At 36.2% G+C, this 15982-nt stretch carries 13 protein-coding genes; 7 read left to right on the top strand and 6 right to left on the bottom strand.

Annotated elements, in window-relative coordinates; all coding sequences use genetic code 11:
* The first annotated feature begins 922 nt into the window (after positions 1-922).
* Positions 923-1324, top strand: a complete 402-nt coding sequence (locus LPB89_RS08815) for a nuclear transport factor 2 family protein (RefSeq protein WP_230701384.1) — start codon at positions 923-925, stop codon at positions 1322-1324.
* A 33-nt stretch (positions 1325-1357) separates the two neighbouring features.
* Here the strand turns inward: LPB89_RS08815 and nth are convergent, their stop codons facing one another.
* Together nth and LPB89_RS08805 are read right to left on the bottom strand one after the other, a co-directional pair.
* A complete protein-coding gene (gene nth, locus LPB89_RS08810) occupies positions 1358-2005 on the bottom strand; it encodes an endonuclease III (protein ID WP_230701383.1) in 648 nt (215 codons plus the stop codon).
* 36 nt (positions 2006-2041) lie between these two features.
* Positions 2042-2908 carry an alpha/beta hydrolase gene (locus LPB89_RS08805; protein WP_230701382.1) on the bottom strand — a complete coding sequence of 289 codons (867 nt, stop codon included), beginning with the start codon at positions 2906-2908 and terminating at the stop codon, positions 2042-2044.
* A gap of 143 nt (positions 2909-3051) precedes the next feature.
* Between LPB89_RS08805 and LPB89_RS08800 the strand changes: the two genes are divergently transcribed.
* The 6 genes from LPB89_RS08800 (at position 3052) to LPB89_RS08775 (ending at position 12805) form a co-directional block, all read left to right on the top strand.
* Positions 3052-4479: a glycogen synthase gene (locus LPB89_RS08800; protein WP_230701381.1), complete on the top strand. Its 1428-nt coding sequence runs from the start codon at positions 3052-3054 to the stop codon at positions 4477-4479.
* Positions 4469-5749 (top strand): glucose-1-phosphate adenylyltransferase, encoded by a 1281-nt coding sequence (locus LPB89_RS08795; protein ID WP_230701380.1) that lies wholly within the window; start codon positions 4469-4471, stop codon positions 5747-5749. The genes LPB89_RS08800 and LPB89_RS08795 overlap by 11 nt, the downstream gene beginning before the upstream one ends.
* Before the next feature lie 36 nt (positions 5750-5785).
* The gene (gene glgB / locus LPB89_RS08790) at positions 5786-7690 is read left to right on the top strand and encodes a 1,4-alpha-glucan branching protein GlgB (protein WP_230701379.1); all 1905 of its coding nucleotides are present in this window, start codon (positions 5786-5788) and stop codon (positions 7688-7690) included.
* A 198-nt stretch (positions 7691-7888) separates the two neighbouring features.
* Entirely contained in the window at positions 7889-10288 is a 2400-nt protein-coding gene (locus LPB89_RS08785; RefSeq protein WP_230701378.1) for a glycoside hydrolase family 31 protein, read from the top strand.
* Between the two features lie 84 nt (positions 10289-10372).
* The gene (locus LPB89_RS08780; protein ID WP_230701377.1) at positions 10373-11182 is read left to right on the top strand and encodes a M48 family metallopeptidase; all 810 of its coding nucleotides are present in this window, start codon (positions 10373-10375) and stop codon (positions 11180-11182) included.
* 297 nt (positions 11183-11479) lie between these two features.
* The gene (locus tag LPB89_RS08775; protein ID WP_230701376.1) at positions 11480-12805 is read left to right on the top strand and encodes an MFS transporter; all 1326 of its coding nucleotides are present in this window, start codon (positions 11480-11482) and stop codon (positions 12803-12805) included.
* A gap of 122 nt (positions 12806-12927) precedes the next feature.
* Here LPB89_RS08775 and LPB89_RS08770 read toward each other — a convergent pair whose 3' ends face one another.
* Genes LPB89_RS08770 through LPB89_RS08755 form a run of 4 tightly spaced genes read right to left on the bottom strand, consistent with a single transcriptional unit; the run spans position 12928 to position 15814 of the window.
* Entirely contained in the window at positions 12928-13659 is a 732-nt protein-coding gene (locus LPB89_RS08770; RefSeq protein ID WP_230701375.1) for a head GIN domain-containing protein, read from the bottom strand.
* 19 nt (positions 13660-13678) lie between these two features.
* Positions 13679-14740, bottom strand: coding sequence for a hypothetical protein (locus LPB89_RS08765; protein ID WP_230701374.1), 1062 nt, complete (start codon positions 14738-14740; stop codon positions 13679-13681).
* Positions 14724-15263 (bottom strand): anti-sigma factor, encoded by a 540-nt coding sequence (locus tag LPB89_RS08760; RefSeq protein WP_230701373.1) that lies wholly within the window; start codon positions 15261-15263, stop codon positions 14724-14726. Before LPB89_RS08760 ends, LPB89_RS08765 begins: the two co-directional genes overlap by 17 nt.
* Positions 15260-15814 carry an RNA polymerase sigma factor gene (locus tag LPB89_RS08755; RefSeq protein WP_230701372.1) on the bottom strand — a complete coding sequence of 185 codons (555 nt, stop codon included), beginning with the start codon at positions 15812-15814 and terminating at the stop codon, positions 15260-15262. The genes LPB89_RS08760 and LPB89_RS08755 overlap by 4 nt, the downstream gene beginning before the upstream one ends.
* Between the last annotated feature and the right edge of the window lie 168 nt (positions 15815-15982).

Below are 15982 nucleotides of genomic sequence, written 5' to 3'. Positions count from 1 at the left end.
AAAGTATTGGAATTTGGGGCCTGTCCGATGGCTGTCGGAATTGGAATTTTGTATTTATACCTCAGTGCGTTAGGGATCGCAGCGATATCCTTTTGCGGAATCCCAAACCTGTGAGTTAGAAACTCAAGCAATCCCGCAAAAGATTTAGCGAAGAGCCCGGGCCCGTAGGGAAACGCCCGGATGAAATAGCTGATGATATTTAGAAGTGATTTGTTGGGTGGATTTTTAACCGCAAAGCACGCAAAAGGGTTTACTAAATCCTATCAAAATCGCAAAGGGCGCAAAGCTATGCGGCAAGTATTGGAATTTGGTGCTTGTCCCATGGCTATCGGAATTGGAATTTTGTATTTATACCTCAGTGCGTTAGGGATCGCAGCGATATCCTTTTGCGGGAATCCCAAACCTGTGGCGAAGCCGCACTAAATTAACCCCGCAAAAGATTTAGCGAAGAGCCCGGCCCGGAGGGAAACGCCCGGACGAAATAGCTGATGATATTACGGAGTGATTTTCTTGATGGATTTTAACCGCAAAGCACGCAAAAGGGTTTACTACATCCTATCAAAATCGCAAAGGACGCAAAGCTGTGCGGCAAGTATTGGAATTTGGGGCTTGTCCCGATGGCTGTCGGAATTGGAATTTTGTATTTATACCTCAGTGCGTTAGGGATCGCAGCGATATCCTTTTGCGGGGAATGTCAGGTCTGTAAATTGCCATGTGAAGCAATCCCGCAAAAGATTTAGCGAAGAGCCCGGCCCAAAGGGAAACGCCCGAACAGAATACCTGATGACATGAGATTCCATTAAACGGCTGAAATAATTTATAAAATGGCTACAGCGCAAAATGAGATAGGTATAAGTTGAATACCAGTATTCATTAATGAATTAAATTTTATACTTTTAATCTAAAACTTAAATTTATTTCTATGAAAAAGGTTATTGTTTTTATTTTATTGCTTTTCGGGGGTATTTGTAATGCTCAAAAAAAAGAAGTCCAGGAAGTGATTGATAATTTTTTTGTTGCTTTTCATCAAAAAGATACAATCAAACTGAAATTGGTTTGTTCGGATAAACTTATTTTGCAATCTATTTCAGAAAGTACAATAAAGGGAAACAAGTTATCAGACGAAAGCGTTAAAGAGTTCTATAAATCTATTGCTGCAATTCCTTCGAATGTTACATTTAAAGAAAAGATATTAAGTTCTGTTATTCAAATTGATGGAAGTATGGCCCATGTTTGGACGCCTTATGAATTTTATTTCAATGACAAATTAAGTCATTCCGGTGTAAATACTTTTACTTTGTTTAAAGAGAAAGATAATTGGTAAATTATTTATCTGATTGACACAAGAAGAAAATAATTATGGAATTAAATGTGTTGCATAGTATTGACAAGAATCTTTCATTAAACATTCCTCACATTTAGGTTTGGGCCTGCAGATTTCACGTCCTAAAAACGAAATTACCATTCCAATTTCAGACCAGATGGATTTCGGAAGTACCTGCATGAGCTCTTTTTCTACTTTGTTGCCATCTTTGGCTTCTTTGATTATTCCGATTCTTGGGGCAACCCGAATCACATGTAAATCGGCGATGATGCCTTCAGCCGGCTGATGGGTTTCTCTTAATATTACATTTGCAGATTTTCTTCCAATACCTTTTAAATCCGTTAATTCTTTCATGTTTAACGGGATATTTTCGTCTTTTTGAAGTGTTTCTGCGATCTCCAATAACCATTTGGCTTTAGTCGGATAATTTCTGACTTTACTTATATAGGGCAAAAAAGTTTCTGTATTTGCTTTTGATAAGCTGCTTAAAGTTGGAAATTTATCAAACAAAGCAGGAGCAATGGAATTTATATTGGCGTCAGAATCCTGTGCAGACAAAACTACCATTACAAGTAGTTGATAGGTACTGTGATACTCAAGGGGATGTTTTTTACCCTTGTACTTTTTTAACAGAGGTTTTAGCTTTGTGCCCCAATCCGATGTTTCTTCAAATAAATCCATTTTAGCTTCTTTAAGAGTGAACTGTAAAATACAAAATTAAGTGCTTTTGATAAAATCTATTATTTTTTTAATGACATTTTGATTTCCTAAGATTTTCCTATGCCCTAAATTATCCGTTAACATTAAGGTTCCGTTTTCTAAATGTTCGTGAATATGGATTCCTGCTTTTACTGCAACTTCGGGGTCATGATTGTCATGAATTACTAAAACAGGAATTTTTACCTTAGAAGCTGCCCTGTAAGCAGAATAATTATCCATTTTGGTTTGATATTTATTTTCAAAATAATTACATAGGAGTGTACTCATTTGCGGTTTCAATCCTAATTTTGAGATAAAATCATCTAAAATATCCTGTACAATATCTCCACTTCCGATTATAATTGCTTTTTTGACCTTTAATCCGTCTTTAATTGCGTTAAGAACCGACATTCCTCCCAGAGAATGACCTATTGCAAATTCAAAAGGACCGTAATACTTTTCAATTTCTAAAGCAGATTCTATAAAATCAGACATAATTGTTGTTTTTCCTTCTGATTTTCCATGAGCCGGAGCATCAAAACTTATGGTTGCATAACCATTTTTTAAAAGTTCATCGGCTATTTTAAATAATTGGGTTCCGCGTCCGGACCAGCCATGAACCAGCAATATTTTTTTTTGGCTTTTTCCATATTCATAGGTAACAATACTTTTATTAATAGCGGGAACATAGATTGTTTTTTGAATGCTTTTATGATCCATTTCCTGTTCTCTTTTAGGAACCTTATGTTTTATTGGGGATGTAAAAAGCCTTGCTGCGTATTTTGTAGCCAATTTAGTAGAAATAAAAGCGCATATTTTACTGGATATGATTATAAACTGCGGAATTTTTAAGGATTGAGTAGGATTAGAAGTCTTTTTTGCCATATCGATAATTTTTTTTTCGAGTCTTTACTTTGTATATTTTTTCCTAAATTTAAAGAACATAAAAGTAACATAATTAATAAATGGTTGCTTAAAAAAGAATTTTGCTTTTGATTAATAATTTAAAAGATTTATAAATTTCTAAAATGGAAATATTTCATATCAGTGCTGAATGTTATCCTATGGCAAAAGTGGGCGGATTGGCCGATGTTGTAGGGGCATTGCCAAAATATCAGAATAAGGCAGGTCATCAGGTTCGTGTTGTTGTACCGTGTTATGATACGAAATTCAAAAAAGAAAATGAATTTGAATGTGTGCACTGGGGAGAAATCAAATTAGGAAGTTTTGATTTTCCATTCAGCGTTTTAAAAGAGAAAACAGACAAGTTAGGATACGAATTATATCTGATCGAAATTAAGGAATTATTTGACAGGCCCAATGTATACGGATATGAAGATGATATTGAACGCTTTTTATCATTTCAGATAGCGGCATTAGACTGGATTGCCGGCCGGGAAACGGTTCCGGATATTATTAATTGTCATGATCATCATACGGGTGTTATCCCATTTTTGATAAAATATGCTTACAAGTATGAAAGAATAAAAAATGTAAAAACAGTTATTACCATCCATAACGGATTGTATCAAGGCTGGTTTGGTTTTGATAAACTGCATTATTTGCCGGAATTCGATTTAATTCATGTGGGCTTTTTAGAATGGAATAATGCTATAAATTCTCTGGCGGTTGGAATTAAATGTGCCCATGCCGTTACAACGGTTTCACCAAGTTATCTGAATGAAATCAATTATTCTGCTAATGGGCTGGAAGAATTATTCAAGACCGTCCGAAGCAAATCACAAGGTATTTTAAACGGAATTGATATTGAAATCTGGGGTCCGTCTACAGATAAAATGCTTTATGAGAATTATACAACCGGAACGTTTAGTCCGGGCAAACAAAAAAATAAGGAGAAACTCTGTGAGCAATTTGATTTAGATCCTGCAAAACCACTGTTTAGCTTTATTGGCCGATTGTTTGAAGAAAAGGGCGGGGATTTACTGCCTCAGGCTTCCGCTTTAGCTTTATCGGAGAATTTTGAAAATATAAATATCCTGATTCTCGGATCGGGGAATGCGGAGATTGAGTCGCAATTGACGCAGCTTAGAAATGATTATAACGGAAATTACAATGTTTTTATAGGATATAATGAAGAATTGGCCCATTTGATTTATGCGGGTTCTGATTTTATCTTAATGCCTTCGCGTGTGGAACCTTGTGGTTTAAATCAGATGTACGCACTTCGTTACGGAACGGTGCCTATTGTCAGAAGAACGGGTGGATTGCGTGATACCGTAATTGATTTTGGGGATGATGGAAACGGAATTTGTCATGATCAGGCTTCTGTCGGAGACATTTGTTATTCGATTAATCGTGCCGTAAAATTGTATGACGATAAAATAAATTTCAATAAAATAATTGAAAGAGGAATGACTACAGACCATTCCTGGGAAAGAGTATGTGAGGAATATATAAAAATATACAACTTAATAATTCAGCAAAATGAAGTTTAAAAAGAAAAATGTAGTTGCCATTATTTTAGGAGGAGGACAGGGATCTCGTTTATTCCCTTTAACAGAAACAAGATCAAAACCGGCTGTTCCGATTGGGGGAAAATACAGACTGGTTGATATTCCAATTTCAAATTGTATTAATTCTGATATTTTTAAAATATTTGTACTGACACAATTTAATTCTGCATCTCTGAATGCACATATCAAAAACACCTTCAATTTCAGTATTTTCAGCCAGTCTTTTGTTGATATTTTAGCAGCTGAACAAACTCCCGATAATCCGACCTGGTTTCAGGGTACGGCGGATGCAGTTCGTCAGTGTATGTCACATTTTCAAAAGCATGATTTCGAACATGCCCTGATTTTATCCGGTGATCAGTTGTATCAGATGGATTTCAATGAAATGCTGGAGGCTCACATTGCCAGTAATGCAGAAATTTCTATTGCGACATTGCCTGTAAATGCAAAAGATGCTCCGGAATTCGGAATTCTGAAAACAGATCATGAGAATTGTGTAGAAGCTTTTATTGAAAAACCCGATGCTTCACTTTTACCGCAATGGGAATCAGAAGTAAGTGAACATATGCAGGCCAAAGGCAAAAAGTATTTAGCCTCAATGGGGATTTATATTTTTAATAAAAAATTGCTGGAAGACTTGATGTCTGATCCCGATACCAAAGATTTTGGAAAGGAAATTATTCCGCAAGCTGTTGGTAAACATAAAATTCTAAGCTATCAGTACGAAGGCTATTGGACAGATATTGGGAATATTGAATCTTTTTTTGAAGCAAATATCGGTCTTACGGCAGATATTCCGGAATTTAATTTGTTTGACAATGACAATAAAATTTTCACGCGCCCAAGATTACTGCCTCCGTCAAAGTTTAGAAATTCCGTTATCAATCAGTCCCTGATTTCTGAGGGTTGTATTATTAATGCGAAAGAAATTAAGAGTTCGGTAATCGGTATTCGTTCCAGAATTGGTGAAGGAACAGTGCTGGAGAGCTGTTATGTAATGGGGAATGATTTTTACCAGGACCTTGATGAACTGCATGAAGATGCTGAGAACAATAAAATTCATATTGGAATAGGAGAAAATTGTTTTATAAAAAATGTTCTTGTAGATAAAAATGTGCGTATTGGCAACAATGTTCACATTAATGGCGGCAAACATTTAGACAATTTTACCAACGAATTATACAGTATTAAAGATGGTATTGTGGTTATTAAAAAAGGTGTGGTCCTTTCAGATAACTTTAGAATTGAATAAAGCTTTAAAATTAATGTATTGCCTTAAAAACCAAATATGAATAAAGTCCTCACACACTCCCTTTTTACTGATTTTGATATTGATTTATTCAAAGCGGGGAAACACTTCAGATTATATGAAAAACTTGGTGCGCATTTAATAGAAGTTGATGGAGTAAAAGGCGTTTATTTTGCGGTTTGGGCTCCAACGGCACAATCTGTTTCTGTTGTAGGTGATTTTAATTACTGGACAGGACGAGAACATCAATTGCAGGTACGCTGGGATTCTTCGGGCATTTGGGAAGGGTTTATTCCTCAAATTGAAAAAGGTGCCCTTTATAAATATAAAATTGAATCGAATAGAGATGGCGTGGTCACCGAAAAGGCAGACCCATTCTCTTTATATTGTGAAAAACCACCCCATACGGCTTCCGTGGTCTGGGATCTGGAGTATAACTGGAAGGATGAAAACTGGATGCAATCGCGTCAGGAAAAGAATGGCCTGGACAAACCTTATTCGGTTTACGAAGTGCATTTAGGTTCCTGGAAACGCGGCGAAAACAATCGTTTTTTAACGTATTTGGAACTGGCTGAAGATTTGGTAGCCTATGTAAAGGAAACAGGTTTTACGCACGTCGAATTCATGCCTATAATGGAATATCCGTACGATCCGTCCTGGGGATATCAGCTCACCGGATATTTTGCACCGACTTCCCGATTTGGAAAACCGCAGGATTTTATGGTGCTGGTCGATAAATTGCACCAGGCAGGAATTGGAGTTATTCTGGATTGGGTTCCGTCTCATTTTCCTGATGACGCGCACGGTTTAGGATTTTTTGACGGTTCAAACTTATATGAACATCCGGATCGCAGAAAAGGCTATCATCCCGATTGGAAAAGCCTTGTTTTCAATTATGGCCGCAATGAAGTGCGTGCTTTTTTGATTAGTAATGCCGTTTTCTGGCTACATCATTATCATGCAGACGGTTTACGGGTCGATGCTGTGGCTTCGATGCTGTACCTTGATTATTCCCGAAAAGAAGGAGAGTGGGAACCTAATATTTATGGTGGAAGAGAAAATCTTGATACCATCAGTTTTCTTAAAGAATTCAATGAAGTCATTTACGCTAATTTCGATGGAGTTCAGACTATTGCCGAAGAAAGCACTTCCTTTCCTATGGTTTCAAGACCAACTTTTACGGGTGGTTTAGGTTTTGGAATGAAGTGGATGATGGGCTGGATGCATGATACGTTGAAATATTTCCAAAAAGAAACGGTTTATAGAAAATACCATCAAAATGAATTGACTTTTTCGATGACATACGCTTTTACCGAAAATTTCATGCTCCCGTTTTCGCATGATGAAGTGGTTTACGGAAAGAAATCTATTGCAAATAAAATGCCCGGCGATGAATGGCAGAAGTTTGCCAATTTACGCTTGTTGTACGGGTATATGTTTACGCATCCCGGAACAAAATTATTGTTTATGGGCTCTGAGTTTGGACAAAGCGATGAATGGAATTTTGAAAACAGCCTCGACTGGCATTTACTGCAATACGATTACCACTCCGGAATTAAAAAAGTAATCACAGATCTGAATCAGTTGTATAGAACGCAACCGGCCTTGTATGAAAAACAATTTAGCGGTGAAGGCTTCGAATGGATCAATTATTCCGATCATCAAAATGCCATTCTTTCTTACATTCGAAAAGGAAACAATCCGAAAGAAAATTTAGTAGTAGTTTGTAATTTTACTCCCGTGATCCGCGAAAATTACAGAATCGGAATTCCTCAGCAAGGAAAATTAGTTCCCGTATTTAATAGTGATGACAAGCTTTATGGCGGAAGCGGAACTGGTAGTTCAGGTCCACTGAAAATTGAAGCGTCACCTTATGATGGCAGGGATTATTCTGTCGAATTAATTTTGCCTCCTTTAAGTGTAACCGTATATTCTTTTGAATAAAATTCAGCCTGTTTTTTCGAGATGAGTTTTTGTTAATTTTGAGCTGATAAATTATCGATTTTCTGGTTTTTTACTGCCGAATTTATCACTCATACAGAAAAAACGTTTTCGTGAATAATCTTCATATTCATAGCGGCTTATATAGTTTTTTTGTATGTTTGGAAGAGGTAGCGTTGTTATAACTAATTCATTATCGATATGATTACAAACACATCATTAGAATACAAAGGCGATTTATATCCATCAAAAATCGTTTCCTATGAACATGAAGGGGACTCCATTTTTTTTCATACTGATAATAAAGTAATCCTAAAAGTTACCATTCTCAGAGACAGTTTAATTCGGTTTCGTTTTACGACAAAAGGCTATTTTAGTAATGATTTTTCGTATGCAATTGATAAAACACAATTGCACGGTTATAACTTTCTTGAGCTTACAGAGGAAGAAACTTATTTTCAGATCAGAACCAGCAAAGTCAAATGTAAAATTCAGAAGGCAGATCTTCGTTTGTCTATCTATGATTTAAATGATTTTCTTATTCTGGAAGACGAGCTTGGTTTTCATTGGGAAGAAAGCTACGAATATGGCGGAAATATCGTAAAAATGAGTAAATCCTCCAAAGACGGGGAATGTTTTTACGGACTGGGAGATAAGGCCACCCAAATGAATTTAAAAGGCAAAAGGCTGGAAAATTTTGCTACCGATCAATACGCTTTTCAAAAAGAACAGGACCCTCTATATAAGGTAGTTCCGTTTTATATCGGATTAAATAACAAACAATCTTACGGTATTTTCTTTGACAATACGTTTAGGACATTTTTTGATTTCTGTCAGGAAAGAAGAAATGTTTCGAGTTTTTGGGCGGAAGGTGGTGAAATGAATTATTATTTCATTTACGGGCCACAAATGCAGGATGTTGTCACGACCTACACTGATTTGACAGGCAAACCGGAATTACCCCCACTTTGGGTTTTAGGGTATCACCAATGCAAATGGAGTTACTATCCGGAAAGTAAAGTAAAAGAAATCACTTCAAAATTCAGGGAACTCAAAATTCCGTGCGATGCCATTTATCTGGATATCGATTATATGGAAGGCTTTCGATGTTTTACCTGGAGCAAGGAATATTTTCCGGACCCGAAAAGAATGATTGCCGAATTGGCCGAAGATGGTTTTAAGACGGTTGTAATTATTGATCCGGGAATAAAAATCGACAAAGAATACTCCGTTTACCAGGAAGCATTAGAGAAAGATTATTTCTGTAAAAGAGCCGATGGTCCTTATATGAAAGGAAAAGTATGGCCCGGTGAATGTAATTTTCCGGATTATACAAATCCCGCAGTCAGAGAATGGTGGGCAGGATTATTTAAAGAATTAATTTCAGACTTTGGGGTAAAAGGAGTTTGGAACGATATGAATGAACCAGCCGTTATGGAGGTTCCGAATAAGACTTTCCCCATGGATGTTCGCCATGTGTATGACGGAAATCCCTGCAGCCACAGGAAAGCCCATAATATCTATGGTACGCAAATGGCCAGAGCGACTTATCATGGGGTAAAACGATTTGCGTATCCGAAAAGACCTTTTGTGATTACAAGATCTGCTTATTCTGGAGCACAGCGTTATACATCATCGTGGACGGGAGATAATGTAGCGACGTGGGAACATTTATGGATTGCCAACATACAGGTACAAAGAATGTCTATTTCAGGAATGGGCTTTACAGGATCTGATATTGGAGGTTTCGCCGAGCAGCCCACCGGAGAATTGTACGCCCGTTGGATTCAGTTAGGGGTATTTCATCCGTTTTGCAGAACGCATTCTTCAGGAGATCATGGTAATCAGGAGCCCTGGGCGTTCGACGAAGAAGTCATTAATATTACCCGAAAATTCGTTAGCCTTAGATATCAGTTATTGCCTTATTTGTATACCATGTTCTGGCAGTACATTGAAGAAGGCATTCCGATGTTAAAACCTTTGGTATACTACGATCAGGAAGATACACAAACGCATTATCGAAATGATGAATTTATCTTCGGAAATCAAATATTGGTTTGTCCTATACTTGAACCTAACGCTGTTGGCAGACGTATGTATATTCCAAGAGGGGAGTGGTATAACTACTGGACGAATGAATTTTCAAACGGGGGCAGGGAAGTCTGGGTGGATACTAAATTTGACGAAATTCCGATTTTTGTAAAAGCGGGAGCCATTATTCCAAAATATCCTGTTCAGCAATATGTGGGAGAGCTTGAATTTGATGAACTGACACTGGATTTATACTTTAAAAACGGAAAAGAGAAATCATTTGTTTACGAAGATTCACAGGATGGATATGATTATAAAAAAGGACGCTACAGTTTTCTTTCCTTAACTGCAATTGGCAAAGAAAAAGAATTAATCGTTCAGCTGCATAAAGAAGGAAAATTTGAAACGAATTACAGTACCTATAAAATCAATTTAATTGGACTGCCGTTTAAAGTTACCGAAATAGAAATTGATAACGAAAGAGTCGCTTTTGACGAAGTAAGTTTTTCCGAAAGCCATTTTTTGATTGTAAATAAGGAATTTAGTGAACTTCATATCATTGGGGAGTAGTCGAATTTTTGATATATTTATGTTAAATTATGTAAAGGAAGATTTTATAATAATCGTATTTTTGTTTTGCTAATACGAAAAATTATGAAAAAATACTTTATAGGAGGAATATTTACTATTCTTTTGGTTGCATGTGCAACAAATCCAATTACAGGAAAACAAAATTTGAACTTTGTTTCAAACAGCGAATTATTTCCGTCTTCTTTTCAGCAATACAATCAGTTTTTAACTGAAAATAAAGTTATTACGGGTACAGCCGATGCTAAAAGAGTAGATGTTGTGGGATCCAGAATTAAAGCTGCCGCAGAGAAATACCTGAAATTTTTAGGACAGGGTCAGTATTTAAATGACTATCGTTGGGAGTATAAACTAGTAGATAATAAAGAAGTTAACGCCTGGTGTCTGCCGGGAGGTAAGATTGTGGTTTATTCGGGAATCTTGCCGGTAACCCAGAATGATGCCGGTTTAGCAACTGTTATGGGACATGAAGTTTCACATGCTTTAGCGAATCACGGTGCACAAAGAATGAGTGCAGCACAATTGCAGCAAATAGGAGGTGTGGCTTTAGGAGCTGCTACAAGCGGTAAGACAGAGCAAACGCAGCAAATATTTTCGCAAGCGTACGGTATTGGTACTGAAGTGGGAGTGATGCTTCCCTTTAGCAGAGGAAACGAGACGGAGGCTGATAAAATAGGATTGACATTAATGGCCATTGCAGGTTATAATCCTGACGATGCTGTTTCGTTCTGGAGCAGAATGTCTGCTAAATCCGGAGGAGCATCAACACCGGAGTTTATGAGTACACACCCGTCAGATGCGACAAGGATTGCCAACATAAAATCATTAATTCCGGAAGCAAAAGCCACTGCGCTTAAAGTTGGAGTTATAAAATAGACGTATTTTTTACGTATCCCAAAAAGAGGTTATTTACTAAGTAGATAACCTCTTTTTTAGTTTTCAGTCTCAGTCTCGGTCTCAGTCTCGGTCTCAGTCTCGGTCTCAGTCTCGGTCTCAGTCTCGGTCTCGGTCTCGGTTTGAAACTTGAAACTTGAAACTTTAAACTTGAAACTTGAAACTGAAAACTGCAACTGCGACTACAGACATAAAAAAAAATAAAGTTCTTAATACTGTAATAATGAATTCTTAATAAAAATTAGATAAATTCGTAGCTTAATTAACCGAACCATTTCTATGAAAAATTTACAAAAGGGAGATAAAAAATTACTAAATGCCTGGGCATTTTATGATTGGGCCAATTCTGTTTATACTTTAACGATTGCATCAGCAGTATTTCCAATTTTTTATGAAGCTCTATTTTCTGAACGCGATCATTATATTGATGTTTTCGGAATGCATTTAAAAAATTCTGCTTTGATTAGTTTTACAACGGCAGCGGCATTTTTAGTTGTTTCGTTCATTTCCCCTTTATTATCAGGAATTGCTGATTATGTAGGGAACAAGAAATCATTTATGAAGTTCTTTTGCTATCTGGGCGCTTTATCCTGTATGGGGCTTTACTGGTTTGATTTGACCGACATATATATTGGACTGCTATTTTACTTCCTGGGATTGATAGGATATTGGGGCAGTCTGGTATTCTATAATTCATATCTGCCTGATATTGCTTTTCCGGAGCAGCAGGATAAAATTAGCGCTAAAGGATATTCGTTGGGATATATCGGAAGTGTTATTCTTTTAATCGTCAATCTGGCGATGATTATGAAACCAAAACTTTTTGGAATTAGCGGAACTGATGGTGAAGCAGCCATGAAAGCCATGCGATATTCTTTTATAATGGTTGGCGTGTGGTGGATTCTTTTTAGTCAGTATACGTACTATTTTTTACCAAAAGGAAGTAAGGAAACAGGGCAGAAATTAACTAAAAACGTACTGTTTAACGGTTTCAAAGAGTTAAAAAAAGTTTGGGCTTTGTTAAAGGTAAATATTCCTTTAAAGCGTTATTTAGGAAGTTTCTTTGTTTCAAGTATGGCCGTACAGACCGTGATGTTGGTGGCAACTTACTTTGGCGCACAGGAAATTCAGTGGGCTTCAAAAGAAGAAAGTACGATCGGTCTGATCATTTGTATTCTATTAATACAGCTGGTTGCTGTTTTAGGAGCAATTTTAACGTCAAGAGCTTCGGATAAATGGGGTAATATTCCAACCCTAATCGTAATCAATATCATTTGGGCTGTATTTTGTGCCCTTGCTTATTTTATTACTTTACCGATGCATTTTTATGCCATGGCAACTATGGCCGGACTGGTAATGGGAGGAATCCAGGCGTTGTCACGTTCTACTTATTCTAAATTACTGCCCGAAACAGAAGACACCGCTTCGTTTTTTAGTTTCTATGATGTGGCGGAAAAAATCGGAATTGTAATCGGAATGTGTGTTTATGGAATTATCGATCAGATTACCGGCAGTCCGCGTGCGGCTATCGTGATATTGGGATTATTCTTCGTAACAGCTATTTTTCTTTTAAGAAGGATCCCAAAAAATGCCACTTCAAAATAATAGCTATTAAAATATAGTAAAAAGACCTGACGGATATTAAAGTGTCCATCAGGTCTTTTTTTTGAAATCAATTTAGGGTGGATTCAAATGATCTTTGAAAGAATAGAAAGCAGCCGCATTTTTTAGGCTTTCGAAATACTTCCTGATCCGCTGACTTTGGTGTCTTTTGTTTTTGGATCGCCCACATATTCAATGTCACCCGAGCCCGATACTCTTGCTTTTAGGTTTTCACTGCAAAATACTTTACTGTCACCTGAACCCGAAATGGTGATATCTACATTTTTAGCTTTTAATGAAGCCGCATCAATATCTCCTGAACCGGATAATTTCGTTACGAAATTTCCTGTATTTCCTTTTAAAACAATATCTCCTGAACCGCTTACCGCAAGGTCAAATTTGGTTGCATCGACAGCAAGATTTAAATCACCGGAACCTGACAATGCCGCCGAAAACGAATCCGATTTTATAGTACTTTTTGATCGTATGTCACCTGAACCTGAAAGTGAAATAGCGGATATTTTTTCAAAAGGTATGGTTACCTGAACTGTCTTACCGCTGCCTGGGCTAATGCTTGTATTTTTCTCGGTATAAATTTTAAGCACATTGCCTTCTACTTCAACTTTAATATAGGCTTGTAGATTTTCTTCAGCTTTTACAGTGATCGCTCCTTCTTTTCCGGAAACCAAATCAACATCAAAGAAACCGGAAACCTTAATTTCGTCGTAATCGCCTGTGGAGCGATTATTGGCTACCACTTTTCCGTTTCCTTTTATTCTTGTTTTAGACCACTGCGCATTGGCTGCCGTGCTTAAAAGAAGTATACTGCAAATTAATAGTTTGATTGACTTTTTCATTTTTTGACTGATTTTGAGATTATTGTTTTTTGATTAGTGTTACATTTCCGTAATTTGAAATAATAATGACTTTGTTCTGACCTTTTTTCTTATTGTATCCGCTTATCCTTTTGCTTGCATTTTTGCTTTCGTTAACAGAAACATCCAAAGAAATGTCACTTTTTATATTTCCGTATTTGGTATTAATGTCAAAATCAAAAGAATAATTGGTATCATAGCCCAATGAAACATCTGAATAACCAGAGGTAACATTGATATTATTGGCTTTTTCGTTTATGATCCCAACATTTAGTTTACTGTAATTAAGATCTGAGATCAATGTGTTTGAAATCTCTGCAATACTAACAGTCAGATAATTACCTGCTCCTGTAACACTGCCCATTTTTTGAAATTTAAATGTCCCGTAATTGCAATCGTATTTTATATTCTGGCCGTCACCAACCACAAGATCGGTATAATTGGTATCCAGGTTGATTTTTCCGGCATCCGTAATTCGTAAACCGGAATATCGTGCCTGAATATTTCCACCTTTAATATACTCGATGTTTGAATTCTGGCAATACTCAATATGCACAGTGTTTGCACTTCCGTTTAGTTTTCCAAGGCTTATTTTGCCGTATTTGCAGAAGATATCGGTTGTTGAAGCTAAATCGCCCGCAATAATATTTCCGTATTTATTACTAAGTTTTACAGTTCCGTTTTTTGGAATTTTAATCACATAATTAATCTCAAAACTGTTACTGCTTCCTTTACTTTTTATCGAAGAATTTCCGGTAGAAGTAACAGCGGAAACCAATGATTTTAAGGCTGTAATTTCAACGTCAATACTGTTCAGTCTTTCGTTTACCCAGTTTTCATTTCCTCCTGTTACTTTTATGGTAATGTCCAGATCAATTTTATCTTCATCCCATGTTGTTACGGTAATATTTCCATATTTATTATCGATATCAATTCCTGCATTTGAATTAACGATATAGGTCTTTTTTATCGTTTTTTGCTTTGATATAAAAGTATCATCATTTGCAAATCCCAAAAATGGAATCAAAATGAATAAAATCAGTACGTTATAGTGTTTTTTCATGTGTAGTGTTTTTTAAATTTTCGTTTTCTTCAATTCTTTGTAAAACGGTCTGCAAAAAAGAGATTCTTGTTTGCAGGTTGCTAATCATAGCATAAATAATTTGTTTGTTTTCGCCGTTTTTCTGCAATTCATTTATGATCTTCTGATAATCGGCATCAAAAATTTTCATCTGTTTTAATGCATCGTTAATGATCTGCTCGTTTTCCGGCGAACTTTTTTCTTTTAATTTCACCAGTTCATTATCAATTAGAATATTGAAAATCGAATCGGTCCTCTTGGTTTCATTCGATGCAAATTTGAATTCTTTTGGTTTTTGGTTATTGTTGTAAAAAACAGATATTCCCAGCAACAGGACTATCGAAGCAGCAATTCCCCAAACAGCGTAATAATTCTTCTTAGGCTTCTTTTTTTTATTTAATTTATTCAGGAAGTCAAGCTGATGGTCCGGATTCATCTCTTCAACATCCCACTGATTTTCAAATTTTTTAAACAATTGATCTACGTTTTCATTTTCCTTTTTCATATTTCCTCTAATTTTTTTCGTAAGCTTTCTTTGGCCCTGCTTAGTGTTGTTCTGCAGTTGGCATAAGTAATGTTCAGAATTTCGCTGATTTCTTCCTGATCATAACCTTCAATATAAAAAAGGGTTAAAACCATGCGGTAGTTGTCTTTTAATCCTGAAATTGTATCCAGGACCTGTTTCACTTTAAGTGAATTCAGATCTATATTTTCAGAAAAAAAACTGTCGTTTTCTTCTGTTTTGTATAAGGTCTTGCTCAGATCTTCTACCTGAAAAGCGTTATTCTTTTTATAAAAGTCAATGCTGTAATTGACAATTATTTTTTTCAACCACGCCCCAAAAGCAACTTCCTGCTTATAGTCGTTTATTTTTGTAAATGCTTTCAAAAAGCCTTCCTGCATGACGTCTTGTGCAAAATGTTCGTCTTTTACAATTCTGTAAGCTACATTGTACATGGCTTTACAGTAACGATTGTAAACTTCAAATTGTGCTTTTTGATTATTCTCTTTACAAAGCGTGATTAATTCTTCGATATTTTGGTTTGTTATATTCAAGTACTGGTTGCTGGTTTTTTACTAATGACTTGGCTTTTTTTGGTTTGTTACAGTTTGGATAAAATTAATTGTATTTTTTTTTAAAACTTCTGTTTTTATGGTAATTTGAATGCTCTTCCTAATTTCAAAACTGTCTTTTTTGCTTTTGGCACAATGATTGTCTATTTT

Source organism: Flavobacterium sp. ENC, from assembly GCF_020991415.1.
Classification (GTDB): domain Bacteria; phylum Bacteroidota; class Bacteroidia; order Flavobacteriales; family Flavobacteriaceae; genus Flavobacterium.
This window is presented reverse-complemented; position numbering and strand designations above follow the sequence as displayed.

Coding starts and splice junctions, on each gene's coding strand:
- LPB89_RS08815 (WP_230701384.1), top strand. CDS start 923: ATGAAAAAGGTTATTGTTTTTATTTTATTGCTTTTCGGGGGTATTTGT.
- nth (WP_230701383.1), bottom strand. CDS start 2,005: ATGGATTTATTTGAAGAAACATCGGATTGGGGCACAAAGCTAAAACCT.
- LPB89_RS08805 (WP_230701382.1), bottom strand. CDS start 2,908: ATGGCAAAAAAGACTTCTAATCCTACTCAATCCTTAAAAATTCCGCAG.
- LPB89_RS08800 (WP_230701381.1), top strand. CDS start 3,052: ATGGAAATATTTCATATCAGTGCTGAATGTTATCCTATGGCAAAAGTG.
- LPB89_RS08795 (WP_230701380.1), top strand. CDS start 4,469: ATGAAGTTTAAAAAGAAAAATGTAGTTGCCATTATTTTAGGAGGAGGA.
- glgB (WP_230701379.1), top strand. CDS start 5,786: ATGAATAAAGTCCTCACACACTCCCTTTTTACTGATTTTGATATTGAT.
- LPB89_RS08785 (WP_230701378.1), top strand. CDS start 7,889: ATGATTACAAACACATCATTAGAATACAAAGGCGATTTATATCCATCA.
- LPB89_RS08780 (WP_230701377.1), top strand. CDS start 10,373: ATGAAAAAATACTTTATAGGAGGAATATTTACTATTCTTTTGGTTGCA.
- LPB89_RS08775 (WP_230701376.1), top strand. CDS start 11,480: ATGAAAAATTTACAAAAGGGAGATAAAAAATTACTAAATGCCTGGGCA.
- LPB89_RS08770 (WP_230701375.1), bottom strand. CDS start 13,659: ATGAAAAAGTCAATCAAACTATTAATTTGCAGTATACTTCTTTTAAGC.
- LPB89_RS08765 (WP_230701374.1), bottom strand. CDS start 14,740: ATGAAAAAACACTATAACGTACTGATTTTATTCATTTTGATTCCATTT.
- LPB89_RS08760 (WP_230701373.1), bottom strand. CDS start 15,263: ATGAAAAAGGAAAATGAAAACGTAGATCAATTGTTTAAAAAATTTGAA.